Raw genomic sequence first — 25231 nt, 5'->3', positions numbered from 1 at the left:
AGGGTGAGGGTCTGACAGTCCTACCTGTCGTGTCGTTTAAGGAGCTCTGCGTGACCGAACAAGCCCTCGAATCCTTCGCCGGGATCGACCCGGCCTACGCCGGACAGCAGCTCAACGACAAGCTCGGGCTCGAGATCAGCGAATTCGGTCCCGAACGCGTCGTGGGCAGCATCCCGGTGGAGGGCAACCTCCAGCCCTACGGTCTCCTCCACGGCGGCGCGAACGCCGTGGTCGCCGAGGCGCTCGGTTCGATGGTCTGCGCGCTCAACGCCGGCACGGACAAGGCGACGATGGGGCTCGAACTCTCGTGCACGCACCACCGGGCGGTCCGCTCCGGGCGGGTGACCGGTGTCGCGACCCCGGTGCACGTCGGACGCGGGACCGTGACCGCCGAGATCGTCCTGACCGACGACCAGGGGCGCCGGTCGTGTACGGCGCGGCTGACCTGCGTGGTGCGGGAGCGACCGCCGGGCGCCTGAGCACCCTGAAGTACGTGAAGGCCCCCTTCCTTGCGCCTAAGTACATGAAGGGGGCCTTCACGTACCTTCAGGGACGTGGATCTCGACACGGCCCAGGTGCGCGCGTTCGTCGCCACCGCCGACCACGGCCATTTCGGTCGCGCGGCAGAATCCCTGTTCCTCACCCAGCAGGCGCTGTCGAAGCGCGTCCGGAAGCTCGAAGACGCCCTGTCGGTCCAGCTCTTCCGGCGCACCAACAGGTCCGTCGAACTGACCGCCGAGGGCGACCGGTTCCTCCCGCACGCGCGCGAGCTGATCCGCGCGGCCGACGCCGCCGTCGCCGCGATGGGCCTCCAGGACCGCCCGCCCCGCCTCGACGTCATCGATCCGCGCCTGTCGCCCATGTACATGCTGCGCCGCATCGCCCAGCGCGACCCCGCGCTGGCCGTCGAGCGCGTCGCCGGGCGCGGGCTGGCCAACGCCCTCGATCCACTGGTCCGCGGCGAGATCGACCTCGCGTTCGGCCGCGTCGCGGACCTCGGCCGCGAAGTGCCCGCGGAACTCGAACACCGCCTTGTCCGGCTAGAGCCACTGGTCGCCCTTCTCGCACCGGAACACCCGCTCGCGAGCAACGATGTCCTGAAATTGTCCGATCTCCGGCAAGAGGGCATCTGGATTCCGCAATTGGGCGGCCCGGTCGAATGGCTTTCTTATTTGCAACGCCTATGCAAAGAATTCGACGTCCCGATCGACGACTCCGGCGTCAGTTACGACCTCAGGCACACATTGGAACAGACGCGCTACGGAAAGCAGCGGGTCACGCTCGCCGGCGCAGACATGGACCTCGCCGCCGACCTCAATCTGCGGGTCCTGCCGTTCGATCCGTCGCCGTTGTTCCCGTGGTCGGTGGTCTGGCGGCGCGGCGAAGGCCCGGCCCTGCGGCGCCTGCTGGCGCTCGCCGGCCGGACCAGCCACGAAGAAGGTTGGTGCACCTACGATCCCGCGCGATCCTGGTTGCCGGACGACGACCTCAGACGGCTAGGACCCGGGCGAACCAGCGCGTGAGCTCGGCGTCGACCAGCTTCGCGTGCGCCGTCTGCGGAGCGGGTTCGAGGCCGGGCGCCTCGGCGAATTCGTGCGCCATCCCCGGGATCGTGACGAGCTCGGATCGCCCCTCCCCCAACGCCTTGTGCAGGGCCTCGGCCGGCTCGGTGATCGAAACGTCGTCCTCCTCGCCGATGACGAGCAGCACCGGCGCGGTCAGTTCGTCCGCCCGCCGCACGTAGTCGTACTCGTCCGCGACCGCGCGGGACCGGTCCGACCAGTGGTAGGTGACGTCGTAGACCCGCTCGTTCGCCGCGATCACCGGCGCCAGCTGGGTCACCGGGTTCACCAGCGCGGCCGCCGCCACGTCGATCTCCGGGTGGGTCAGCATCTGCAACGCGACCGCGCCACCCTGCGAACCGCCGACCAGGCCGACCGGTCCGTCCTCAATGGACAGGCGGGAGCGCAGTTCCGCCACCGCGGCCGGGAACTCGGCCTCGACCTGCTTGGTCAGCGGTTCGACTACGTTGAGTACGTTGTCCTCGCTCGCGAGCCGGAAGAAGCCCTCGAAACCGCCCTCGGGAAACCTTTTCCCGGTCAGCGGCAACCCGAGGTGCACCCGCCACGCGTGCAGTCCTCGCATCGGCAGCGCCGCCGCCATGGCCGCCTCGCTGAACGGCGCGCCCAGCAGATGCCAGGTCAGCACCAGCGGCGCCGGACGTTTCCCGTCCGACGGCGGCAACGCCACGAACGGAACTCCTGCTGCCACGCCTTCGATCGCTTCGGTACTCATCGTCATGGGAACAGCTAATCGCGAGGTCAGGGCCGAGATCCAACAGCCGTTCGGATCCCGGCGACAACCATCGGTTGTCATGGCGCCAGGGAAGCGGGGGCACCGTTGACGCCCTTTGGGGCAGCATTGCTACGACGAACGGCCGCCCACGAAGGGGCTGAAAAAGCACAAGATACGCGGCCGAAACATGATCATTACCCACGAGCATGATCGGCGTGGTAGCGGTGAATCCCCAGCGTGACCAGCGAAGACCCGCCAACCGGCAACATTCGCCTTTTCGTGCAATTCGTTCTGGTTTCGACCGTCACGATGTGGACACAGAGTGATGGGCGTCTGGGCAGATCATGGCGTAGGGGGATATCTTCCTGCCCTAACCTAGCCCCTGTGTCGGGGGCAACGCCTACCGGCGGCTGGTTGGTCATGGGAGGTAGTCGGTGTCAGGAGTGCGTTTTGGACGGGTTTTCGCCGTCGCGGCGGCTGCGTCGCTGGCGCTGGCGGGCTGTGCAGGCGGCAGCAGCTCGTCCGGCAGCGGTGACAGCAGCACGCTGAAGATCGGGTTCATGGGTGACCTCACCGGTGAGAACTCCGGGATCGTGATCCCGCCCCGCAACGGCGCCAAGCTCGCTATCGACGAGTACAACAAGACGAACCCGGCGATCAAGCTGGAGCTCAAGGAATACGACAGCCAGGGCAAGCCCGAGCAGGCGACGTCGCTGATCGCGACCGCCGTCGGCCAGGACAAGATCACCGCGCTGATCGGCCCGGCCTTCTCCGGTGAGTCGAAGGCCATCGGCGGTCAGCTGGAGCAGAACAAGATCCCGAGCGTCTCGCCGTCGGCGACCAACGCGGGTCTGTCCTCGAACGGATGGAAGTACTGGCACCGCGTCGTCGCGAGCGACGCCAGCCAGGGACCGGCGATCGCCAACTTCCTCGTCACGGCGAAGTCGCCCAAGAAGGCCTACATCATCTCGGACGACCAGGAATACAGCGTCGGCCTGGCCGACAACTTCGAGAAGACCCTGAAGGAGAAGAACGTCCCGACCGAGCGCGACAAGTTCGCCAAGGACGCGTCGGACTACTCCTCGACCGTCCAGAAGGTCAAGGCCGCGAACCCGGACATCATCCTCTTCGGTGGCTACTACGCCCAGGGTGGCCGTCTGCTCAAGCAGCTGCGTGACAGCCAGGTGACCGCCACCTTCGCGACCGGTGACGGTTCGCTCGACGCCCAGCTGATCAGCGGTGCCGGTGCCGCGGCCGCCGAGAAGGCCGTCGTCGGCTGCCCGTGCAACATCCCGGACGCCGGCTCCACCGACGAGTTCAGCACCAAGTACAAGGCCGCGTTCAACGTGGACCCGGCGATCTACTCGAGCGAGGGTTACGACGCCGCGACCGCCATCATCAACGCGGTCAAGTCCGGCGCCAACACCTCGGAGAAGATCAACGAGGCCCTCAAGACGATCGACTTCAAGGGTGCCTCGAAGCAGATCAAGTTCAAGGAGAACGGCGAGCCGTCGACGGAAGCGATCAACATCTACCAGGTCACCGGTGGTGTCCTGAAGAACCTCGGCGTCTCGACCGAAGCCAAGCTCAACGGCTGACGGAGCAGATAGGAACACCTAACGGAAGCGGGGGCGCTGTGCGATCACAGCACCCCCGCTTCCCGCAAATGTGGCGAAAGAAATCCTCGCCCCGTCCCGTAAGGCATCCACGTCATGCTTCAAGATCTGCAAGCCCAGTTCCTCGGTAGCACCATCGGCGGACTGGTCGCCGGAAGCATCTACGCCCTCATCGCCCTCGGCTACACAATGGTCTACGGCGTGCTCCGGCTCATCAACTTCGCGCATTCCGAAATCTTCATGATCGGGACGGTCACGTCCCTGTTCGTCCTGATCACCATCGCGGGCGGTACCGCCCCGATCACGCTCGGCGTGTTCGGGATGATCGCCGTACTGCTGTTGATCATCATCGCTTCGGCCGCCGTGTCCGGCGGCGCGGCGGTGCTGCTGGAGCAAGTGGCGTACCGGCCGCTCCGCAAGAAGGGCGCCACCCGGCTGGCCGCCCTGATCTCCGCCATCGGCGCCTCGCTGTTCCTGCAGGAACTGTTCGGCCTCGAGGTCATCGAATGGATCACGGACAAGTCCGGCCGTGTGCAACAGAACGCGCCGCGGTTCATCCCGCACGAACCGCTGTTCCACATCGGCAACGGCGTCGTGCGCACGGACCACGTGTTCGTCGTCGTCGGTGCCGTGATCATGATGGTCGTCCTCGACCAGCTGGTCAGCCGCACCCGCATCGGCCGAGGTATCCGGGCCACGGCGCAGGATCCCGAAGCCGCCGTGCTGATGGGCGTCAGCATCGACAAGATCGTGCGCCTCACCTTCCTGCTCGGTGGCGCGATGGCCGGTGTCGCCGCCGCGCTGTACGTGATGGAGTACGAGAACACCGATTACCGCATCGGGTTCCTCCTCGGTATCAAGGCGTTCACCGCGGCCGTGCTGGGAGGTATCGGCAACCTGCGCGGCGCTCTACTCGGTGGCATCGTGCTCGGTTTGGTGGAGAACTGGAGTTCCATCTTCTTCGGTTCGGCTTGGAAGGACGTCACCGCCTTCGTGGTACTGGTGCTGGTCCTGATGTTCCGTCCCACCGGCATCCTCGGTGAATCGCTGCAGCGGGCACGCGCATGAAGGGCAACGAAGAAGTGGCTGAGAAGTCCCCAGAGAACGGAAAGCCGACGCGCGCCGGCTTTCACCCCGTGGACGGCATGCGGGATTGGTGGGCACGCGCCCCGCATTGGCAACGTTATGGCGTGTACCTGGCCCTGATCATCGGCGCGCTGATCCTGCCCGCGCCCGCGATCGGTTCGTTCATGTCGCCGGAATCGGACTGGACGACCGTCCTGATCTTCCCGGTCGGGGTGTACATCCTGCTGGCGATCGGCCTGAACATCGTGGTCGGCCACGCGGGCATGCTGGACCTCGGGTTCGTCGCGTTCTTCGCGATCGGCGCGTACACGCTCGCCGTGATGGGCACCCTGCACGGCTGGGGATTCTGGGGCACGCTCGTGCTCGGTATCTTCCTGGCGGCGATGTCAGGGGTGATCCTCGGTGCTCCGACGCTCCGGTTGCGCGGTGACTATCTGGCCATCGTGACCCTCGGCTTCGGTGAGATCGTCCGGATCACCGCGACGAACACCGACGCCATCGGCGGCGCCCGCGGTATCACCAACATCCCGCACCCGGAGCCCATGTTCGGGACCGAGTTCCTGCTCGACCCGGCGCCGTACTACTACCTGATCCTCGCGGCGATCGTGATCGCGATCATCTTCTCGGTGCGGCTGCACAAGAGCCGCGTCGGGCGGGCGTGGGCGGCCATCCGTGAGGACGAGGACGCCGCCGAGCTGATGGGTGTCCCGACGTTCAAGTTCAAGCTGCTGGCGTTCGCCATCGGCGCCATGCTCGGCGGTATGGCCGGTGTGGTCTACGCGAGCAAGGCCGTCTTCATCGAGCCGAACAACTTCCCGTTCATCCTGTCCGCGACCATCCTCGCGGCCGTGGTGCTCGGTGGAGCGGGCAACCTGCCCGGCGTCATGCTCGGCGCTTTTCTGGTCGCCTGGCTTCCGGAACGGTTCCGCTTCCTGTCCGAGTACCGCATCCTGATCTTCGGTGGTGTGCTGGTGCTGATGATGGCGCTGCGGCCGGAGGGTCTGCTGCCGTCGCGGCAGCGCAAGGCGGAACTACGAGAAGGAACGGGCGGGATGGGTGCCATGGGCGCCGAAGTCGCGGGTCCGGATTCCGAGGCTTCGACGGAGGTGACGAAGTGAGCGCACTGCTCGAATTCGACAACGTGACGATGCGCTTCGGCGGTGTCACGGCCTTGAAGGAAGTCGACCTCACCATCAACCAGGGTGAGATCTTCGCCCTGATCGGCCCGAACGGCGCGGGTAAGACCACGGTCTTCAACGTGATCACCGGCGTCTACCGGCCGACCGAAGGCCAGGTGCGCTTCGGCGACACCCGGGTCGACGGGATGAAGCGGTTCAAGATCAACCAGGCCGGGATCGCCCGCACGTTCCAGAACATCCGGCTGTTCCACAACATGTCGGCGCTCGAGAACGTGATGGTCGGTGCGGACTCGCACCACAAGACCGGCGCGATCTCGGCGACGCTGGGCCTGCCCGTGCACCGCAAGGAAGAGAAGCGGGGCCGCGAGCTGGCTCGGGACCTACTGGACTTCGTCGGCATCGGCCGGGTCGAGCACAACACCGCGAAGAACCTCTCCTACGGCGACCAGCGCCGTCTGGAGATCGCGCGTGCGCTCGCGACCGACCCGAAGCTGCTGCTGCTCGACGAGCCCGCCGCCGGGATGAACCCGGCGGAGAAGAACTCGCTGCAGCAACTGATCCGCAAGATCCGTGACGACGGCCGCACCGTGCTGCTCATCGAGCACGACATGGGCTTGGTCATGCAGATCGCCGACCGGCTGGCCGTGCTCGACTTCGGCCAGAAGATCGCAGAAGGGCTCCCCCACGAGGTGCAGAACAACCAAAAGGTGATCGAGGCTTACCTGGGGGTGGCGGAAGATGCTTCTTGAGGTTCAGGACATCAACGTCCACTACGGGAAGATCGCCGCGCTCAAGGGTATGACCATCGAGGTCGGCGAGGGCGAGATCGTTTCGCTCATCGGGGCCAACGGGGCGGGCAAGACCACGACGCTGAAGACGATCTCGGGCCTGCGTCCGCTGACCAGCGGCCGGATCCTCTTCGACGGCAAGGACATCTCGAAGACGCCCGGGCACAAACGGGTCGAGCTCGGGATCGGCCAGTCACCCGAAGGCCGGGGCGTGTTCCCCGGTATGACGGTGCAGGAGAACCTCCTGATGGGTGCCTACACCCGTAAGGACGACCTGAAGGCCGACCTCGACGAGGTCTACGAGCTGTTCCCGCGGCTGAACGAGCGCAAGACCCAGTTCGGCGGCACGATGTCCGGTGGCGAGCAGCAGATGATCGCGATCGGCCGCGCGCTGATGACCAAGCCCAAGGTGCTGCTGCTCGACGAGCCGTCCATGGGCCTGGCGCCGATGCTGATCGCGCAGATCTTCGACATCATCCGCGAGATCAACAAACGCGGGACCACGGTCCTGCTGGTGGAGCAGAACGCGCAGCAGGCGCTGAAGCTCTCCGACCGCGCGTACGTGCTGGAGACCGGTCGAGTGGTCAAGAGCGCCCGCGGTGCCGAGCTGCTGGACGACCCGCAGGTGCGGGCCGCCTATCTCGGTGGCGACCTGGGCGTCTGACGCCTTTCGGGAAGGGCCTCGTCGCGTTTTCGCGGCGGGGCCCTTTCTTTTGGGTGCAGGGTCCGATGCCGTGTCGCGAAAGCCACTTTCGAGACGTTGGATGTCCCGAAAGTGGCTTTCGCGACATGCCCCGGGCTCAGGTCAGCTTGATGTCCGTGCCGGTGAGGTTCTTCATGTCGGTCAGCGTCGGACCACCGAAAGCCCGCAGCACCACGGGTTTCGCCTCCTTGGGGAGATCGAAGTAGAGGTCGAACTCGACCCGCACGCCGCGCCCCAGCTCGAACTTGTCCGGCTGCCGTTTGATCGTCATGGCCTGGTTGTCGACCGCGATCACCGCACCGGAATCGGTGACGAGTTGCTGGCGCCGGGTGTCGAAGAGGATTCCGGACAAGCCCTTTCCCGTCACCACCAGCCGGAGCCGGACGAACTGTCCCTTCGCCTCGAATTCGGCGTGGCTGCCGGTGAGGCTGGGCAGCCCGGCGGCCAGCCCGATGAGGGAGAACTCGGTCTCCCCGTTGAGCGCCGGTGGCAGGTGCAGGGCGGTCTCGTCCGGCCGGACCTCTCGGGCGGGGAGGTCGTAGACGGGTTTGGCGGGCGGCTGTCCCTGCTCGGTCGAGCAGCCGGCGAGCAGGACGGCGGCAGCCGCGATAAGCCGAAGGAATCCGATACGCACACGCCGATTCTGCCCGGTCCGTGGCTATTTCTTCACTGAGCCGGCAAATCGGGGTACAACCGAACGCGTGGCCCCGACTCCCCGCGCCGACCTGTCCCCCGCCGGCTGGATCTCGTCGAGCGGCCTGCCATGGCGCCGGCTGGTCACCTTCGGGCCGGCGGGTTTCGACGGTTACGCGCGGCTGCGCTTCGTCCCCGACCCGGCGTTCGACGGTCAGTGCGAGAGTGACGCAGTGGCGGCCGTTCCGGAAGATGACCTGCTGCGAGTCCTCTTCGAAGTCCTGGCAACGCGCACCAGCACCCCGGACGACTGCTTTTTCTGTCTGTGGGACGGCTACGGCGACGCGGCCGGAAGCCCGAAGGTCGTCGTCCCCCATCGGGAGTACTTCCTCTTCAGCGGCACGACGGCGGACGCCGGCTTCTGGGGGACGCCGGGGCTTGCCTTTGTGTGGCCGTCCGACCGCGCCTGGTGCGTGGCCAAGGATGTCGATCCGCACTGGGCGGGAATCGGTGCCGACGCGGCGACGCTGGCCCTGCTCCTCGCCGACCCACGGCTGGACATCGTCGCCGCGAACCCCGATCGGGAGCAGCCGGCGTACCGCTGATCAGCAGTCTTCGACGGCGTGCGCGGCGTCGACGCAGCCGGCGGGTTCGGCGTGCCCCGCCGCCTGGTACAGCAGGGTGTACAGCGTCTCGCGCTGATCCTTGTCGAGCGCGCCGAGCACCTCGTCTTCGACCGCGGCGAGGGCGAACTCGGCCTTGACGAGCTGCTTCAGGCCGACGTCGGTGAGTTCGACGATGTGGCGGCGCCGGTCCGCCGGTGACCGGCGGCGTTCGATCAGGTTCGCGGACTCGAGGTCGTTCAGCAGCCCGACGACGTTCGTGCTGTCCATCTCCAGCGTCTTCGCGAGGTCCTGCTGCGAGCAGCCGCCGAGGTCACGCAGCACGGTCAGCGCGACGAGATGCCGGGGCCGAAGGCCGAGCGGGGTCAGGACGGACTCGCTGCGCAGCCGGATCCGGCGGGTGACGTGGTCGAGCAGCGCGCCGCAGCGGTGCGGGGGCTGGTTCACGACCGGGAGTTCGGGCACCCGTCAAGTGTACGTTCCCCATGATGGTCGCCACAGCATCAATGGTTTGCGTTACACAAACTATCTGTGCAAGATAGTAGGCATGACGAACCTGCTGCACATCGACTCGAGCATCACGGGCGAGCACTCGATCAGCCGCCGCCTCACCGCGCGTGCCGCCGCGGCCTGGCGCGCCGCGCATCCGGAAGGCACGGTCACCTACCGCGACCTTGGCACCGATCCGCTGCCGCATCTGGACGCGGCGGCCCACGCGGCCAAGGCGACCCCGCCGGAGCAGCACACCCCGGAACAGGCCGCGGCCTGGCGGCTCATCAAGGAGCTCGTCGACGAGGTGAAGGCGGCCGACACGATCCTGCTGGGCCTGCCGCTGTACAACTTCGGCCCGCCGAGCACGGTCAAGGCCTGGGTCGACCACCTGATCGCGCCGGGGCTGTCGCTCGACGCCGAGACCAGGGAAGGCCTGCTCGGCGGCCGTGACTTCATCGTCGTGACCGCGCGCGGCGGCGGCTACGGCGAAGGCACCCCGCGCGAGGGCTGGGACCACGCGCAGGCGTGGATCCCGCACGGTATCTCGTTGACCGGCCTCGAACCGCGGTTCGTCACCGCCGAGCTGACCATGGCGATGGTCAATCCGGCGATGGCGGAGCTGATCCCACTGGCCGAGGCCAGCCAGGCCGAGGCCGAACGCGCCATTGACGCGCTGTGGACGCCCGTCGCGGCTTGACTCGTGAGTGGTAAGGACGGTTCTAACCGTCCTTACCACTCGCGAGGACTCAGCCGATGCCGGCGGCGAAGACGTGCATCGCGGTGTTCGACGGAAGCGTCACCGCGACAACCTCCTTCCCGGCGGTCAGCGGGACGGAGTTCGCGAACACCCGGTAGGGCGTGGTCGGGTAAGCCGCCCCCGCGCGGGTGTTCTTGCCCATCACGGTCGCGACCGTGGTCGCGCCGTACTGGGCCGGATCGGCACAGCACCAGTTGGGGAACCCGAGTTCGGCCTGGCTCGTGCTGCCGTCGGCGTACCGCACGACGACGGTGCCCTTCGCCGTGCCCGTCCCGGTTCCGGTCAGCACCAGTTTGGTGCCCGAACCGCGCACCTCGATGGTCTGACCGGACGCGAGGACGTTGTCCTTCTGCCCGGCACCGGTCACCGGCCAGGTCAGCCGAGCACCGAGCGCGGAGAAGCCCGCACCGGGCTTGAGACCGGCTTCGGCGAGGCCTTCCGCCCGGAAACTGCTGCCGCCGCCGTCGATGTCCCCCACCGCGACGTGCGCCGCGTCGGTGACGCCGACGTTTCCGTAGGCCGCGGACAGCGAGGCATGCGGCACGGTGACCGTCACCGAGTCGGTGACCCGGTGCTCCCCGAGCCGCGCTTTGTATGACGCCGACGCGGTGAGCTGGTAGTCGTCCGGTTTGACGCCCGTCTCCGGTATCACCTTCACCGGGACCTGGACGGTCTTGCCGGGCATCACCAGCCGCGGCCCGGCGGGCACCTCGACGCGGAAGCCGTTGGCGGGCAACGAGAACGAGACGTCGCGGACCGGCAGCGGCGTGCCGTTGGTGAAGCTCAGCGTGCCCGTCACGGCCTGCCCGGGCCCGGCGACCGCCGGAACGGAGAGGGTGACCGAACCGTTGCGGTCTTCGGGGAAGATCCCGCCGACCGCGCTCGTGCCGAACAGCCGGACGTCCTGGCGGTCACCGGCGCCGATCATGCCGGTCTTGACCCGCGCGACCCCACCGGCGGCCGGATCGAACCACCAGCCCGACGGTGCCGCGTCCAGTCGGCCCTGCTTCCGTATTGCCGCAGGATCGAGGTCCCGGCCAGCACCGTCGCGGGCTTGCTTCCCGTGTGGACGGTCAGCTGGTAGTTCCGTGAAGCGGGCTTCCCTGCGTAGGAACCGGAACTGGCACCGATCCCGACCGTCACCGTGCCAAGGCCGGACGTCGGCGCGTCCACGGTGAAGGTCTGCTTCGCCTGGTCGCCGTTCTTGTAGGCCCGCGTGACGCCGTCGTCCTCGGTGAGCGTGAACGAACCCTTGCCCTGCGGGTACACGTCGAGATCGAGCACGCCCTTGTCCCTGGTCTGCCACGACTTCGTGCCCTCGGCCCACATCGGCACCACGGCCCCGGCGCGGACGAACAGCGGCAGCGTGTCGAGCGGCGCGTCGTAACCGTCCACAGTGGTCGGGCCGGTGTAGGTCTTGCCGCTCCAGTAGTCGACCCAGGTGCCCTTCGGCAGGTAGATGCCGTTGCGCACGGTCGAGTTCTCGTACACCGGCGCGACCAGGAAGTCCTTGCCGGAGAGGAACTCGTACTTCGCCTTCTCGCCCCAGACGTTCGGGTCGTCCGGGTACTCGAGCGCCAGCGGGCGGACCTGCCCGACGCCGGTCTTGTGCGCCTCCACCGAATGGCTGTAGGTGTAGGGCAGCAGCCGCTCCTTGAGCAGCAGGTACTTGCGGTTGATCGAGGTGTACGGCTCGCCGTATCGCCACGGCTGCTTGTCCGACGCGGCCCAGCCGTCCATCGTCATCGAGACCGGCAGGAAGGCCTTCCACTGCAGATCGCGGACGTAGGTCTGCGGGCTGCCGCCGAAGATGCCGTCGATGTCGCCGGTGTTGTACGCCATGCCGGACGTCGTGGCGCCGGCGTAGGTCGGGATCTGCCATTTGATGTAGTCGTACGAACCGGCCTGGTCGCCGCTCCACAGCACGCCGCAGCGTTGCGCGCCCGCCCAGCTGACCGGTGTCCAGACGAAACCGCGCGCGTCGCTGTTGTCCTCGATGCCCTTGTACGCGGTGTCGCAGGCGTCCAGCGCGAACTCGTACCCCGGGCCGACCCACGCCACGTCGAGTTTGCGGACCCGGACCCCGGCCTTGACCTCCTCGACCTGGTTCGGCACGCCGTTCTCGGTCCACAGCCCGAGTTGCATGTTGTTCTTGCGGAGGCCTTCGCCGGTCTGCTGGAGGTTTTCGTACCCGCAGCCGTAGCCGTCGTTGACGAGCATCCAGCCGTTGGGCATGCCGTGCTCGGTGTAGCCCTCCGCGACCTTCACCGCGTCCAGCGTGTGGCGCTCACCGCGGTTGGCGTTGTGCAGGTAACAGTCGGCGTCACCGTGTTCGAGACCGTAGAGCGGTGGCAGGAAAGGCTTCCCGACCAGATCGGTGTAGCCGGTGATGACGTCCTTGAGCCCGTCGCCGACGACGTACGTCGCGTCGAAGCGGCGCTCGTCGTGCGTGGTGCGCACCGGCTCGGTGAAGGCGTAGGTGCCCTGCGCGAAAGTGTTGCGCAGCACGCCGTATCCGGCTGTGGAGGCATAGAACGGCTGCGAGTTCGGGGCACCGCCGTCGTTCCAGTTGTAGTCCGCGAAGATCCGGATCGTCTGGTCGCGGTGGCTGAAGCGGCCGTTCTGCTCGCCGCCACCCACGAACTGCTCGGTCGCCGTCCGGGCGAGGGTCTGCGTGGTCTGCTTGTCGGTCCAGGACAGCGGCGCCGACTCCTCCCAGAGCCGCTTGCGGTCCGCGCCGTCGTACAACGCGAGCCGCAACGGGTGCTTGTACGCCCGCAGCGTCGCCTTGCCGGTGGAAACCGCCCAGTAGTCCCCCTTGTCCGTCCTCTTCGGCGTCACCGGGTCGCTGGTGCGCGGCAGCACGATCTTGCTCCCGGCCGGATCGGTGAACGTGCCGTCCGGCGCCAGCCAGACCCGGACGGCGCCTTCGACCGGGAAGCTCACGCGTACCGCGGCGCTTCCCGAATTCAAGGTGACCGTGGGGCCTTCGCCGGAGATCCCGGTCAGATCGCCCAGCTTGCCGGACGACGCGGCGGCCGGATCCGCGTGGGCGGCGACCGGGGAAAGCCCGAGTAAGGCCACTGCGGCCAAACAACTCAGGGATTGCGCAACTCTGCTCATTCGAGACACCTTTCGCGCATGAATACGCAAGATGGTCTCTGTATAGCGCACGGTTCGCGCAAAGTCATCCGCCGAAGCGGTGCTGCCGACTTTCGTCGGGTCGCCCGAAGATCCTTATGTCACAAGGAGTGCGCAAAAGACGTGAAGGCCCCCTTTCCAACCCCCAGGATCAGGGCCCCGGCAAAGTCGCAGAGCTGCCGGTCTGCACCCCTGCCGACGGGGCTCGCAGGAGCGGGCTCAGTCAAGAGATCTGGATCCCGACTGTCCATAAGGGACTCGAATCTAGGCCGCGGTGCCCGATTCGGGCGATTTGCTCGGCTTCGCGAGGGGGTCGTGAGTGTTTTGGGTCTTTCTAACCGTCTTTGCCACTCACGACCCCCGCGCAGAACCGGACATACGTGCCTCAATGGACATTCAGTCGGCAAGAAGTATCCCTTGTGGACACTCGTTGTAGTTGCCCGCTCTGTCAGCGTTCAGAACCAGATCTGCGCTATCAAGGCAGGAAAGGGGGCCTTCACGGACTTGGTCAGACGGCTTGGACCTCGACGCCCGCGGCCTCGAACGCCCGCAGCACCTTCGGGTCGGCGTTGGAGTCGGTGACCAGGGCGTGCACCTGAGGAGTCGCGCAGATCCGCGCGAACGCGCGGCGGCCCAGCTTCGAGCCGTCGGCGACCGCGACCACGCGCTCGGCACGCTCGACCATCAGCCGGTTGATACTCGCTTCGCCCTCGTGGTGCGCGAAGGCGCCCGCGTCGGCGTCGAACGCGTCGACACCGAGGAACAGCAGGTCGATCGTCAGTTCGCTGAGCACGCGCGTCGCCAGCGGTCCGCTGAGCTCGAACGACTGCGGACGCGCGACCCCGCCGGTGACCACGATCTTCACATGCGGCCGGACCGCGAGTTCGTGCGCGATGTTCAGCGCGTTGGTGACCACCGTCAGCCCGGGCGAATCGCGGAGACCCGCGAGATCGGACCGCGTGGCCAGTGACCGCGCGACGCCGGCCGTCGTCGTCCCGCCGTTGAGGCCGACCACCATGCCCTGCGCGACGAGCGCCGCCGCCGCGACGCTGATCCGCTGCTTTTCGGGCACGTGCCGCGCGGTCTTGTACCGGAGCGGCAGGTCGTAGGCGAGATCGTTGGCCACCGCGCCGCCTCGGGTGCGGGTGAGCAGCTGCTGCTCCGCCAGGTGATCGAGGTCGCGCCGGATCGTGGCGGCGGAGACGTTCAGCTCCTCGGCCACGTCCTCGACGTCGATCTTTTCCCGCTGCCCCAGCAGGTCCAGCAGGGTGCTCAGCCGTTCGTGCCGGGCCATCGGCGCCACTCCTAGCTCGCTGCGGCCTATCGCGCATACCGGTGCGCTGTTGGCCACTGTTTCGAGCAGTATGCTGCATCGCGGTTGTCCACCGCGGGCGGCACGCCGGTCGAGTGGCCCGGCCGGTCACTTCATCCGGAAGTCGTGCTGTTCCGGCAGCGGTTCCTCGGAAACCGCCGCCCAGGTGTCGGACAAAGACGTCTCCCCTTCCCTGATGTTCGCGACCTCGAAACCGGCGTCGTATACGCCCTTGGCCCCGGCGACGTCGCCGAGGGCGAGCCGGGTGCGGGCGGTCAGCAGGGCGATCCGCCCCTCCACGGGCAGCCCGGCCAGCAGTTCGCCCGCCTCGTCCGCGAGTCCCGCGGCGAGCTGGGCCGCGATGGCCTCGATGAGCAGAGGACGCAGCGACGGCGCCAGCGCGACCGCCCGCCGGTACAGCCAGGCCGCCTCGTGCCCGGTGGTGGCGACCGCGAGATTCCGCAGTGCCCAAGGGTTCTCGGCCGCCGACACGGACTCGCGCCAGGCGCCGACCGCGTCCGAATGCCGTCCGGCGGCCCAGTGCGCGACACCGCGGTGGTACCAGGTCAACCAGTTCTTCGGGGCGTACTCCATGAGATCCGCCCAGTACCGGTTCACCAGCGTCGGTGGTGGCACCGCGAGCGGATCCCCGTCCGGCGGTGTCCCGTCGAGCAACGCGAGCCACGGTTCCTGATCCGGCCCGAGCGACTCGTCCGGGAAGGGTGTGCCGGGCAGGCACATCGGCGCGCGCCGGTTCTCCAGCGCGCCCCAGCCGGAACCGGTGGCCAGGAAGGATTCCGGGGTGACGTCGGCGATCTTGCGCCATTCGCCGAGATACTCGTCCAGGGTTTCCGCCGACGGCAGGCCGGCGGCGACGGCTTCCCGGGCCGCCGTCCAGTCCTCGCCGTGCACAGCCGCGGGACCCGCGGTGACCGGACCATAGGCCTCCAGCCAGTCCCAGCTCTCCCCCGGCGGCAAGCGCAGGTGCTCCAGCTGGGTGCGGGCCAGCCCGGCCTGGATCTCCAGGTAGCCGCCCGCGCCGGGAGCCAGCCACTCCTGCCAGCGGCGTCCACCGGTGGATTCGCCCCACAGGAACAGCTTGCGGCCACGCAAACGGCCCGTGGACGACTGCGCCAGCCCCGTGCCGTCCTTCTCGACGGCCGCGACCCACGGCCGCCCGGTCACCTCGAAGAAATAGTCCGCCGCGGCTTCGGCGCGAGCGGGATACGTCAGCTCGCCGGGCACGTCGACCAGGTCGAGCCGTCCCGAGTAGCCGTAATGCCAAGCCTGCGTCGCGGGTGCGAGCACCCGCGTATCTTCGTTCTGCGGCACCGCGATGTTCGACCACCAGTACACCGGGACGTCGTAGGGATGCGGATTCCGCACCCGCACGGCCACGAACAAATGCTCCGATCCGTCGGGCAGCCAGAAGTCGATCTGGTACGGCAGGTCGCGGGTGCGTTCCCATTCCCACAACCGCAGCACCGGCGTGCCGTCCGGACCCTCGATCTCCGCGGCGAACATCGGTTCGCAGGTCAGCGTCGTATGCCCGGTGCTCCCGAGGTTCCACTCGACACCGCCGGCGAACCACGCGTCCCGCAGCGCGAGGTTCGCGGGCTGGAACACCGGATTGCGGTAGAGCAGCTCACGTCCGGACGGCTTGTGGACGAGCGAGTACAGCCGCCCGCCCAGCGACGGCAGCACCGTGGCGCGGAGCCTGTCGTTCTCCAGCACCAACGCCGGAAGCTCGCGTTCCGTACGCTCCCGGGTGTAGCCGTCCTGCAGGAGGCACGGCAGCGGCGTGTCCAGGCGGCCGTATCCGATGTTCTCCGCCAGGTCCGCCGGTAAATCGTCCACATTGGACACCGTGGCCACCGCTTCGGGCTTCCGGAGCGGTGGTAACGGGTTCTCCGACCCGAGGTCGGCGGCGGGCAGCAGCAACCCGGTGCGGTACAGGCGGGTCATGCGTCCGGGAGCCGATCCCCGGTGGCGGCGTCGAACAGGTGCACCGCGCCCGGTTGCGGCGTCAGGGTGATCGGTTCGCCGCGCTGCCACGGGGCCATGCCGGGGGTGCGGACGGTCAGCACGCGGTCGCCGTCGCGGCAGTAGAGGTACTGGTCGCTGCCCAGTTCCTCGACGACCTCCACGACGGCCTCGAAACCGCCGTCACCGATCGTCCAGCCTTCCGGCCGGACGCCGACGACGATGCCGGGCCCGGTCAGCGCCGAACGCTGGGCCGGGGTCAGCGGCAGCCGCGTGCCACCGGCGACGGCGCCATCACTGTCCACAGTGGTCTCCAGGAGGTTCATCGCGGGCGAGCCGATGAACCCGGCGACGAACACGTTGACCGGCTTGGCGAACAACCCGACAGGAGTGTCGCACTGCTGCAGGATCCCGTCCTTCAGCACGGCGACCCGGTCCCCCATGGTCATCGCTTCGACCTGGTCGTGCGTGACGTAGAGCGTCGTGATGCCCAGCCGCCGCTGCAGGGAGGCGATCTGGGTCCGGGTCTGCACCCGGAGTTTGGCGTCCAGATTGGACAGTGGCTCGTCCATCAGGAACACGCTGGGCTCGCGCACGATCGCCCGCCCCATCGCGACGCGCTGCCGTTGACCACCGGACAGCTTCGCGGGCTTGCGATCCAGGTACTCGGTCAGGTCGAGCACGGCCGCGGCCTCGCGCACCTTGCGCTCGCGTTCGGCCTTGGCCATCTTCGCCAGCTTCAGGTGGAATCCGATGTTCTCCCCCACCGTCATATGCGGGTAGAGCGCGTAGTTCTGGAACACCATCGCGATGTCCCGGTCCTTCGGCGGGAGTTCGGTGACGTCGCGGTCGCCGATGTGGATGGAGCCGTCGTCGACGCCTTCCAGCCCGGCGAGCATCCGCAGCGTGGTCGACTTCCCGCAGCCGGACGGGCCGACCAGCACCAGGAATTCGCCGTCGGCGACCTCGAGGTCGAGGCCGTCGACCGCGGGGCGTTCCACTCCGGCGTAGAACCGCGTGATGTCGGAGAAGGTCACGGTGGCCATCAGGTCCTACTTTCCGGCGCCGAGGGTCAGGCCGGTGATGATCCGGCGGGCGAGCACGAGGTAGAGCACCAGCATCGGGAGCACGACGATCGCCACCCCGGCGATCAGGCCGCCGTACTCCGACTGATAGCTCGCGGCCCCGTAGAAGGTGAACAGCGCGCGCGACAGCGTGAAATGCGCCTGGTCCTTGAGGAACACGATCGCCAGCAGCGTCTCGTTCCACAGGCCGATGGCGTTCAGCGTCAGCGCGGTGATCATGCCGCCGCGGGTCAGCGGCAGCATGACCGAGAAGAACGTGCGCGTCGGGGACGCACCGTCGAGCGCGGCCGCCTCCTCCAGTTCGTCCGGCAGCGACCGGAAGAACCCCGTCATGAGGAACACGGTGAACGGGATCGACAGCGCCACGTACAGCACGAACAGGCCGTACTCGTTGTCCAGGTGCACTTTGCTGAGCACCACGAACAGCGGGATGATCACGGTCTGGAAGGGCACGCCCATGCCGATCGCGACGACGTTCGTCATCGGTCCGGCACCGCGGACACCGAGCCTGGTCAGGGCGTACGCGCAGGGCGCCGAGACGGCGACCGTGACGACCGTCGCCAGCCCGACCAGTACCACCGTGGTCAGCACGGCTTCCCCGAAACCGGCGTTGTTCCAGGCGTAGATGAAGTTCCGGAACGGCTTGCCTGCCTTGAACCACTGGTACGGCAGGTCGAACGGTTTGGTGAAGATCTCCACCGGTGTCTTGAACGACGCCGTCAGCAGCCAGTACAGCACCAGGATGTTGCCGGCGGTGAACAGCCACACGATCGTGGAACCCAGTACCCGCAACGGGCTGAACCGTTTGGAGCCGGGCGCCGGACGCGGTTTGCGCGGCGGCTTGCGCACCGGTTTCGGCGACGGACGCGGAGGCGCCTCGACGTCGGTGACGGACATGTGATCTCCCTCAGAACTGGATCGCGTCACGGCGCATCAACCGGCGGAGCAGGACGACGAGCACGGACACCAGCGCGATCATCGCCACCGCGCAGGCGCACGCGGCGCCGAAGTCCGGGGTGCCGTTCGAGCCGAAGGTCCGGTCGAACACGTAGATCCCCAGCGTCCAGGCCTCGTTGGGCGGGGCGTAGGTGCCCGGCCCGGCCAGCACGAACACCAGCTCGAAGATCTTGAGCGCGTTGATCGTCCACAGCACCCCGGCGACCCCGACGACGTCCCAGGTCATCGGCAGCGTGATGTTCTTGAACTTCTGCCACGAAGACGCGCCGCCGAGCTCCGCGTCCTCGTAGAGGTACGGCGGGATGCGGTCGACCGCGGCCATCAGGATGGTGATGTAGAACCCCGAGCTGGCCCAGATCAGCGAAGCCGTCACCACACCGGTCACATTGGACGGTGCGAGGAACTTCGCCGCGTCCGCGCCGAGGCTTTCCAGCACGTAGTTCGCCAGCCCCTGTTTTCCCGGCTGGTACTTGAAGACGAAGCCGAGGAACATACCGAGCGCGACCGGCGCGACGATGTTCGGGAAGAACAGGATCGCGCGGACGATCTTGCCGCCCTTCATGTCCCGCAGCACCATCGTGAACAGGAACGCCAGCGCGAACGTGCCGATGCCGCCGAGGAACACGTAGATCAGCGTGTTGCGGAAGGCGTACTGGAACGAGTCGCTCGCCCACATCTGGGTGTAGTTGGTGACGCCGTTGGGTTCCGGCGTGTCCCCCGCCCCCGCCCAGCTGGTGAAGCTCAGCACGACGGTCGCGATCGTCGGCAGGACCAGGAAGGCCAGGTACAGCACCAGCGCCGGCGCGGCGAACGGCCAGAACAGCCGTTTCTTGCGACTCAGGTGCGCCCCGGCCTTCACGGGCCGCGTCGGCGTCCTCGGCGTCGTGACCGTCGCCATCAGCCCTGGTTCTTCCAGAACTCGGCGCCCTTGGTGGCGAGCTGGTCCACGAACTGCTGCGGGGTGATCTGGCCCTTCAGCAGCGCGATGTCGGCGGGGTCGAAGACGTCGGTCTGCCATTTGCCGCCGGCGATACCGTCGATCCCGTCGTACTGCAGGACGTGTTCCTTCTTCGGGTCGTCCAGCGCGGCCTTGACCTGCTTGAGGTCGTCCGGCACGGCGAGGTCGGCACGCGGCACGAGGTTGTCGGCCACGATCGGGATCCCGGCGAGCAGGTCCTTGTTGAGGAAGTAGGCGATGAACGCCTTGGCCGCCTCGGCGTGCTTGGCCTTCTTGGTCACCGAGAAGCCGATCGACATCTGCTCGACGGTGTCGTGCGTGGCGCCTTCGGGCATCGGGAACTGGAAGGAGCCGTAGTTGATCTTCGTCCCGGCCCCCTGCTTGTCCAGGTACTCGCGGGTCTCGCTCGGCGCCCAGCTGCCGACGTAGAGGAACCGGGAGTCGCCGTCGGCCCAGCGCTGCTGCACCTGCGGGAACTTCGCCGCGTCCCAGCCGTCGATGAAGTACTTGGGCAGCTTCGCGGTTTCGGTGGCCGCCTTGAGGAAACCGGGATCGGTCTTCCACGCCTGACCGGTCTTGTCGGTCGCCGCCTTGTACAGCCCGCCCGCGCCGACGTACCGCTCGGCGAGCTGGGTGTAGAAGTACATGTTGTAGAACGGGATGTCACCGTCGAGGCTGATGGCGGCCTTGCCGTCGGCCTTCGCCTTGTCGAACAGGCCGATCAGCTCGTCCATCGTCTTCGGCTGCTGGATGTCGCCGGCGGTGTCCTTGTTGAACCACCAAGCGCTCGACTGGATCGTGTACGGGACCATGAAGTTGTGGCCCTCGCGGTCCTTGTTCTGCGGGAAGTCGTACGAGCTGGGCGAAAGCACGTCCTTGACGGTCTTGTCGCCTTCGCCGACCTTCATCGCGAACACGTCGTCGACGCTCTGCGTGCCGCCCGGCGTCATGACCGCCGCGCCGACCTTGCTGACGTCCTGGTCGAACAGGTCCGGTACGGCGTCGGTGTTCAGCGCGGGCACCAGGTTCTGCGTGTAGGCCTTGCGGCCCAGCCACTGCACGTCGACCTTGACGCCGGTCTTCTCCTGGAAGCATTTGAAGGCCTTTTGGAGGACCTTGCCCTGCGGCTCGTCGGCCGTCCACATCGACCAGTACGTGAATTCCTTGTCCGTGGCGGGTTTCACCGCCGCCTCCGGACACGGCGCGTTGAGGAACTGGTCGACGCCCGGGAGCGCGTTCTCGCCGGTGCCACCGGCCGTGTCCCCGCCGCCGCATCCCGCGAGCAGGAGCGCCACCCCTGCCGTCGCTGATGTCACTGCCGTGAGCCTGCCTACCCGCATCCGCCACCACCTGGATCGAAGATCACACAAGTTCTGCTTGTTGTTGCGCAGTTTTGTGAGGTTTCAAGCACATGTCAACAGTCAATCGCGCAAAGTCTGCTCAATCGTCACCTTGACCGGTTCAACCCGATCAAGCTTGAGCACTCCCAGCAACCGCCGCACCTCGACGGCGACCGCGGCGCGCCCGGCACCGAGATACTTTCGCGGGTCGACGCGCTCCGGATGCGCGCGCCAGTCCTCCGCGGCGGCCGCGGTGAACACCTTGTTGAGCTGGGTGGCGATATTGATCTTCGTCATCCCGGCCCGGACCGCCTCGGCCAGCCTGTCGTCGGGCACGCCGGACGATCCGTGCAGCACCAACGGCACCGGCACCCGCTCCCGCAGGCGCGCGATCAGCTCGAAGTCCAGTGCGGCGTCACGGGTGAGCATGGCGTGCGAACTGCCCACCGCCACCGCGAGCGCGTCGACGCCGGTGGACGCGACAAACTCCGCCGCCTCGTCCGGATCGGTGCGCGCGCCGGGCGCGTGGACGCCGTCCTTGCCCCCGACCTCGCCGAGTTCGGCCTCGACCCAGACCCCGTGGTCGTGGCAGTACGCGGCGACTTCCCGGGTGGCGCGCACGTTGTCGGTGTAGTCCAGTTTGGACGCATCGAACATGACGGACCCGAAGCCGAGCGCGACCGCCTCGCGGACCAGGTCGGCCGATTCGGCGTGGTCGAGATGCACCGCGACCGGCGTGGCGGCGTTCCGTGCCGCGGCCAGCGCCGCCGCGCCGACCGGTGCCAGCGAGCCGTGGTACTTCACGGCGTTCTGGCTCAGCTGCACGATCACCGGTGCTTCCGCCGCGGCGGCGCCGTCGATGATCGCGGTGAGGTGTTCGAGCTGGATCGCGTTGAACGCGCCGCAGCCGTGCCGCGCGGCCGCGGCGGCTCCGACGATCTCCCCGGTTCCCACCAGAGGCATGGCAGTTCTCCTAGTCCGGGCGGGCGCGCACGGCGACCAGCCCCTGTTCGGCTTGGTAGTGCGCGAGGTCGACGTCGCCGGCGAGCGGACCGAGCACGGCCGCCCCGGACAGCGCGACGGCCCGGCGCAGGATGTCCGGCCACGATTCGGCGCGACTCAGCCCCAGCGCCAGCGCGGCGACGACGGCGTCACCCGCGCCGGTGGTGTTGCCGCGGAGCACAGTGGACGGTGCGGCGTGCCAAGTGCCGGAACCGGTCACCGCCAGGAGCCCCTCGGGCCCGAGCGAGACCACGACGGCGCCCGCCCCGACCCTGCGAAGCTCCTTCGCGGCGGCCACCGGGTCACTCAGGCCGGTGACCTCGCGCAGTTCGTCGGCGTTCGGTTTGACCACGGACGGTCTTCCGGCGAGCCCGGCGAGCAGCGCCTCACCGGAAGTGTCCAAGATGGACGGTGCGTCGCCGAGGAGCCCGGCGTATCCCCCGGCTCCCGGTGGCAGGCTGCCCGAGCAGACGAGCACGTCCGGCTTCCGGGCCCGGACGGCCGTCGCAAGCGCTTGCCATTCGTCATCGGTGAGCCGCGGCCCGGGCTCGTTGAGCAGCGTGACCGATCCGTCGTCCGCGAGCACGGTGGTGGTGCGCCGGGTTTCGCCGCCGATCGGCACGACACCCGCCGGGATGCCCGCCGCCGCGAGCTCACCCACGACGGCCGTTCCCGTCGGGCCGCCCGCGGTGAAGATCGCGCGGACGTCGGCGCCGATCGTGTGCAGCACGCGGGCGACGTTGACGCCCTTGCCGCCCGCCCGGTGCCGCACGGTCCGCGCGCGGTGCACGTCACCGGGCCGCAGACCGTCCACTGTGTACGTGACGTCCAGCGCGGTGTTCGGCGTGACGGTGACGATCACGGCGAGCTCAGGTCAGGACGACGGAACGGGTGAGGCTGCGGGGGTTGTCCGGGTCGAGTCCCTTGCGGGCGGCGATGGCCCCGGCGACGCGCTGCGCGCGGACCAGGTCCGCCAACGGGTCCAGGCCGCTCTCGACGAACAGGCCGCCCGCGCGGGCGACGTCGTCGGCCAGCCCTTCCGGCGCCTGCCCGAACATCCAGGTCACCCGGCCGGGTTCGCTGATGCTGATCGGGCCGTGCCGGTAGTCCCAGGCCGGGTACGACTCCGTCCACAGCAGGCAGGCCTCGCGGAACTTGAGCGCGGCCTCGTTCGCGATGCCCACGGACCAACCGGTGCCGAGGAAGCTGAACTGCTCCGCGGTGACCAGCTCGTCGGGCAACGGTTCGGCGAGCACGCGTTCGGCCTGGTCGGCGACCGCGGTCAGGTCCTCGCCGAGATGGGCGCGCAGCATCGCCAGCGCCGTCGTGGCGAACCGGGTCTGCACGACCGAACGTTCGTCCACCACGGAGAGGTCGACGATCTTGTCCGCGGCGGCCTCGATCTCGCGCGGCACACCGGTGATCGCGATGGTCGGCGTCCTGCCCCGCAGCTTCGCCAGCAGGGCGTGGACCTCGGTCGTCGTGCCCGACCTGGTCAGCGCCACGACGTGGTCGTAGCCACGGCCCTCCGGGAACTCGGACGCGGCGAAGGCGTCTGTCTCGCCGAGCCCGGCGGACTCGCGGAGGACGGCGTACGCCTGGCCGATGAACCACGACGTGCCACAGCCGACGATCGCGACCCGCGCGCCCGGCGGCGGCAGCAGATCACCGTTCGCCGAGGCCAGCGCCGCCGCTTCCCGCCAGCAGCCGGGCTGGCTCGCGATCTCCGCCGCCATGAAGGTCCCGCTCATGAACTCCCCATCCGTGCCAGTTGTGCGCAATAGCTGTCACGTTAGGTGCAGTTTTGTGCAACGTCAATGCTCTGTTAGCGCACTTTCACGCATTTGCTCCGCGCAGATGTGCAGGATGGCCCGGTCGCCTACCGTGGGCGGATACGGATCGTCTCGCTGCTCCCCGCCGCGACCGACTTCGTCGCAACCCTCGGGCTCCTGCCGTCGCTGGCCGGCCGGACCCACGAATGCGACTGGCCACCCGGCGCGCTGGACGACGTCCCGGTGGTCACGAGCAGCGCGATCGACCACGACGTGCTGTCGAGCCGGGAGATTTCGGCGGCCGTCGGCGGCGAGCATCGCGGCTCGGCCCTGTACTCCCTCGACGCCGCCATGCTCGCGGCGGCCGAACCCGACGTCGTGCTCACGCAGGATCTCTGCGACGTCTGCGCGGTCTCCTACCGGCAGGTCTCGGAGACCGTGCGCGCACTGGACGGTGACATCCGGGTGGTCAGTCTCGAACCGCGAACACTCGACGGCATCTTCACCTGCCTGGCCACGCTCGGCGAAGTGCTGGGCGTCCCCGAACGCGCGGCTCACGAGACTCGCCTTCTCCAGGAACGCCGGGAGGCGGTCCGGGTTCGCGTCGCGGGACGACCGCGGCCGAGGGTGGCCGCCATCGAATGGCTCGACCCGCTTTGGCCCGCCGGACACTGGGTCCCGGAGCAGATCGACGCCGCCGGCGGCGTCCCGCTGCTCGCCGCCGCTGGCGAGCACACCCGCCCGATCACGTGGGACGCCGTCGTCGAAGCACGCCCCGACGTGTTGCTGCTCATGCCCTGCGGCTTCCCGCCGGAGCGGACCGAGGCGGAACTGCGTCTGCTGACCGGCCTGCCGGGCTGGGACGACATCCCGGCCGTGCACGTCCTCGACGGCCCGGCCTATTTCAACCGGCCCGGCCCGCGCGTCGTCGACGGCGCGGAGATCCTCGCCGAGCTCTTCCATGGGTGACCGGCGTCACGTCGAACGCTGTCACAACCCCTCCGCCCCACTCGTCATGTGTGCAGAAACCGACGGAGAGGAAAGATCATGGAACCGCGAATCAACCTGTTCGAGAACGACGTCATCCTCAAGTACGTCAAGCGTCTCGGCGCCGCGAACCGGCCGATCGAGGAGTCCTCGCTGCCCCACGCGACCCAGGAACTGGTGAAGCTGCGCGCCAGCCAGATCAACGGCTGCGGTTTCTGCACCGACATGCACAGCAAGGACGCCGCGCACGCCGGCGAGACCTCGGTGCGGCTCAACCTGGTCGCCGCCTGGCGGGAGGCGAACGTGTTCACCGAGCCCGAGCGCGCGGCTCTCGCGCTCACCGAGGAGGGCACCCGGATCGCCGACGCGCACCACGGCGTCAGCGACGACACCTGGGCGCAGGTGCGCAAGCACTACGACGACGAGCAGATCGGCGCCCTGATCGCGTTGATCGCCGCGATCAACGCGTACAACCGGCTCAACGTCATCGCCCGGACGCCCGCCGGCGACTACCAGCCCGGCATGTTCGACTGATCCTCGCGTCCACCGACAAGAGGATCGC

25 protein-coding genes are annotated in these 25231 nt (G+C 68.1%); 11 read left to right on the top strand and 14 right to left on the bottom strand.

What is annotated here, in order from left to right:
• Positions 1 to 50 precede the first annotated feature (50 nt).
• Both H4W30_RS04130 and H4W30_RS04125 read left to right on the top strand, forming a co-directional pair.
• Entirely contained in the window at positions 51 to 479 is a 429-nt protein-coding gene (locus H4W30_RS04130; protein ID WP_093933444.1) for a PaaI family thioesterase, read from the top strand.
• A gap of 75 nt (positions 480 to 554) precedes the next feature.
• Entirely contained in the window at positions 555 to 1523 is a 969-nt protein-coding gene (locus tag H4W30_RS04125) for a LysR family transcriptional regulator (protein ID WP_192741563.1), read from the top strand.
• On the opposite strand, the gene H4W30_RS04120 is transcribed toward H4W30_RS04125, so the two are convergent.
• Entirely contained in the window at positions 1489 to 2301 is an 813-nt protein-coding gene (locus tag H4W30_RS04120) for an alpha/beta hydrolase family protein (RefSeq protein ID WP_192741562.1), read from the bottom strand. The genes H4W30_RS04125 and H4W30_RS04120 overlap by 35 nt on opposite strands.
• Positions 2302 to 2738: 437 nt before the next feature.
• On the opposite strand from H4W30_RS04120, the gene H4W30_RS04115 reads away from it, so the two are divergent.
• The 5 genes from H4W30_RS04115 (at position 2739) to H4W30_RS04095 (ending at position 7588) form a co-directional block, all read left to right on the top strand.
• Complete coding sequence (locus H4W30_RS04115; RefSeq protein WP_192741561.1) at positions 2739 to 3893, top strand: branched-chain amino acid ABC transporter substrate-binding protein; 1155 nt, start codon at positions 2739 to 2741, stop codon at positions 3891 to 3893.
• A 114-nt stretch (positions 3894 to 4007) separates the two neighbouring features.
• Complete coding sequence (locus H4W30_RS04110; protein WP_192741560.1) at positions 4008 to 4979, top strand: branched-chain amino acid ABC transporter permease; 972 nt, start codon at positions 4008 to 4010, stop codon at positions 4977 to 4979.
• Positions 4976 to 6115, top strand: coding sequence for a branched-chain amino acid ABC transporter permease (locus H4W30_RS04105; RefSeq protein ID WP_192741559.1), 1140 nt, complete (start codon positions 4976 to 4978; stop codon positions 6113 to 6115). Before H4W30_RS04110 ends, H4W30_RS04105 begins: the two co-directional genes overlap by 4 nt.
• Positions 6112 to 6885, top strand: a complete 774-nt coding sequence (locus H4W30_RS04100; protein WP_192741558.1) for an ABC transporter ATP-binding protein — start codon at positions 6112 to 6114, stop codon at positions 6883 to 6885. Before H4W30_RS04105 ends, H4W30_RS04100 begins: the two co-directional genes overlap by 4 nt.
• Complete coding sequence (locus H4W30_RS04095) at positions 6875 to 7588, top strand: ABC transporter ATP-binding protein (protein ID WP_192741557.1); 714 nt, start codon at positions 6875 to 6877, stop codon at positions 7586 to 7588. The genes H4W30_RS04100 and H4W30_RS04095 overlap by 11 nt, the downstream gene beginning before the upstream one ends.
• Positions 7589 to 7724: 136 nt before the next feature.
• Here the strand turns inward: H4W30_RS04095 and H4W30_RS04090 are convergent, their stop codons facing one another.
• On the bottom strand, positions 7725 to 8261 hold the full coding sequence (locus tag H4W30_RS04090; RefSeq protein ID WP_318780525.1) for a hypothetical protein: 537 nt from the start codon (positions 8259 to 8261) through the stop codon (positions 7725 to 7727).
• Between the two features lie 67 nt (positions 8262 to 8328).
• Here H4W30_RS04090 and H4W30_RS04085 point away from each other — a divergent pair, with 67 nt between their 5' ends.
• Positions 8329 to 8865 carry a hypothetical protein gene (locus H4W30_RS04085; RefSeq protein WP_192741556.1) on the top strand — a complete coding sequence of 179 codons (537 nt, stop codon included), beginning with the start codon at positions 8329 to 8331 and terminating at the stop codon, positions 8863 to 8865.
• On the opposite strand, the gene H4W30_RS04080 is transcribed toward H4W30_RS04085, so the two are convergent.
• Complete coding sequence (locus H4W30_RS04080) at positions 8866 to 9348, bottom strand: MarR family winged helix-turn-helix transcriptional regulator (protein WP_192741555.1); 483 nt, start codon at positions 9346 to 9348, stop codon at positions 8866 to 8868.
• Between the two features lie 82 nt (positions 9349 to 9430).
• On the opposite strand from H4W30_RS04080, the gene H4W30_RS04075 reads away from it, so the two are divergent.
• Positions 9431 to 10072: an FMN-dependent NADH-azoreductase gene (locus H4W30_RS04075; RefSeq protein ID WP_192741554.1), complete on the top strand. Its 642-nt coding sequence runs from the start codon at positions 9431 to 9433 to the stop codon at positions 10070 to 10072.
• Positions 10073 to 10121: 49 nt separating this feature from the next.
• On the opposite strand, the gene H4W30_RS43565 is transcribed toward H4W30_RS04075, so the two are convergent.
• From H4W30_RS43565 to H4W30_RS04025, 11 genes are all read right to left on the bottom strand, one after another.
• Complete coding sequence (locus H4W30_RS43565; protein WP_225948759.1) at positions 10122 to 11060, bottom strand: NEW3 domain-containing protein; 939 nt, start codon at positions 11058 to 11060, stop codon at positions 10122 to 10124.
• Complete coding sequence (locus tag H4W30_RS04070; RefSeq protein ID WP_225948758.1) at positions 11057 to 13255, bottom strand: glycoside hydrolase family 31 protein; 2199 nt, start codon at positions 13253 to 13255, stop codon at positions 11057 to 11059. The genes H4W30_RS43565 and H4W30_RS04070 overlap by 4 nt, the downstream gene beginning before the upstream one ends.
• Before the next feature lie 526 nt (positions 13256 to 13781).
• Positions 13782 to 14567, bottom strand: a complete 786-nt coding sequence (locus H4W30_RS04065; protein WP_034316006.1) for a DeoR/GlpR family DNA-binding transcription regulator — start codon at positions 14565 to 14567, stop codon at positions 13782 to 13784.
• Between the two features lie 126 nt (positions 14568 to 14693).
• Positions 14694 to 16550 carry a DUF5107 domain-containing protein gene (locus H4W30_RS04060; RefSeq protein WP_192741553.1) on the bottom strand — a complete coding sequence of 619 codons (1857 nt, stop codon included), beginning with the start codon at positions 16548 to 16550 and terminating at the stop codon, positions 14694 to 14696.
• The gene (locus H4W30_RS04055) at positions 16547 to 17614 is read right to left on the bottom strand and encodes an ABC transporter ATP-binding protein (protein WP_192741552.1); all 1068 of its coding nucleotides are present in this window, start codon (positions 17612 to 17614) and stop codon (positions 16547 to 16549) included. Before H4W30_RS04055 ends, H4W30_RS04060 begins: the two co-directional genes overlap by 4 nt.
• A gap of 6 nt (positions 17615 to 17620) precedes the next feature.
• Positions 17621 to 18550, bottom strand: coding sequence for a carbohydrate ABC transporter permease (locus H4W30_RS04050; RefSeq protein ID WP_192741551.1), 930 nt, complete (start codon positions 18548 to 18550; stop codon positions 17621 to 17623).
• Positions 18551 to 18560: 10 nt separating this feature from the next.
• Positions 18561 to 19508 (bottom strand): carbohydrate ABC transporter permease, encoded by a 948-nt coding sequence (locus H4W30_RS04045; protein ID WP_192741550.1) that lies wholly within the window; start codon positions 19506 to 19508, stop codon positions 18561 to 18563.
• Positions 19508 to 20908 carry an ABC transporter substrate-binding protein gene (locus H4W30_RS04040; RefSeq protein WP_192741549.1) on the bottom strand — a complete coding sequence of 467 codons (1401 nt, stop codon included), beginning with the start codon at positions 20906 to 20908 and terminating at the stop codon, positions 19508 to 19510. The genes H4W30_RS04045 and H4W30_RS04040 overlap by 1 nt, the downstream gene beginning before the upstream one ends.
• Positions 20909 to 20989: 81 nt before the next feature.
• Positions 20990 to 21871 (bottom strand): class II fructose-bisphosphate aldolase, encoded by an 882-nt coding sequence (locus tag H4W30_RS04035; RefSeq protein ID WP_192741548.1) that lies wholly within the window; start codon positions 21869 to 21871, stop codon positions 20990 to 20992.
• 10 nt (positions 21872 to 21881) lie between these two features.
• Positions 21882 to 22772, bottom strand: coding sequence for a 1-phosphofructokinase family hexose kinase (locus tag H4W30_RS04030; RefSeq protein ID WP_192741547.1), 891 nt, complete (start codon positions 22770 to 22772; stop codon positions 21882 to 21884).
• Between the two features lie 7 nt (positions 22773 to 22779).
• On the bottom strand, positions 22780 to 23661 hold the full coding sequence (locus tag H4W30_RS04025; protein WP_192741546.1) for an SIS domain-containing protein: 882 nt from the start codon (positions 23659 to 23661) through the stop codon (positions 22780 to 22782).
• A 93-nt stretch (positions 23662 to 23754) separates the two neighbouring features.
• Here H4W30_RS04025 and H4W30_RS04020 point away from each other — a divergent pair, with 93 nt between their 5' ends.
• Both H4W30_RS04020 and H4W30_RS04015 read left to right on the top strand, forming a co-directional pair.
• Positions 23755 to 24651, top strand: a complete 897-nt coding sequence (locus H4W30_RS04020) for a cobalamin-binding protein (RefSeq protein ID WP_225948757.1) — start codon at positions 23755 to 23757, stop codon at positions 24649 to 24651.
• A gap of 78 nt (positions 24652 to 24729) precedes the next feature.
• On the top strand, positions 24730 to 25203 hold the full coding sequence (locus H4W30_RS04015) for a carboxymuconolactone decarboxylase family protein (RefSeq protein ID WP_126734146.1): 474 nt from the start codon (positions 24730 to 24732) through the stop codon (positions 25201 to 25203).
• Positions 25204 to 25231 lie beyond the last annotated feature (28 nt).

Origin of the sequence: Amycolatopsis roodepoortensis, assembly GCF_014873915.1 — a bacterium.
Lineage (GTDB): Bacteria > Actinomycetota > Actinomycetes > Mycobacteriales > Pseudonocardiaceae > Amycolatopsis > Amycolatopsis roodepoortensis.
The sequence above is the reverse complement of the archived record's forward strand: the minus strand, read 5'-3'. Positions and strand labels throughout refer to the sequence as shown.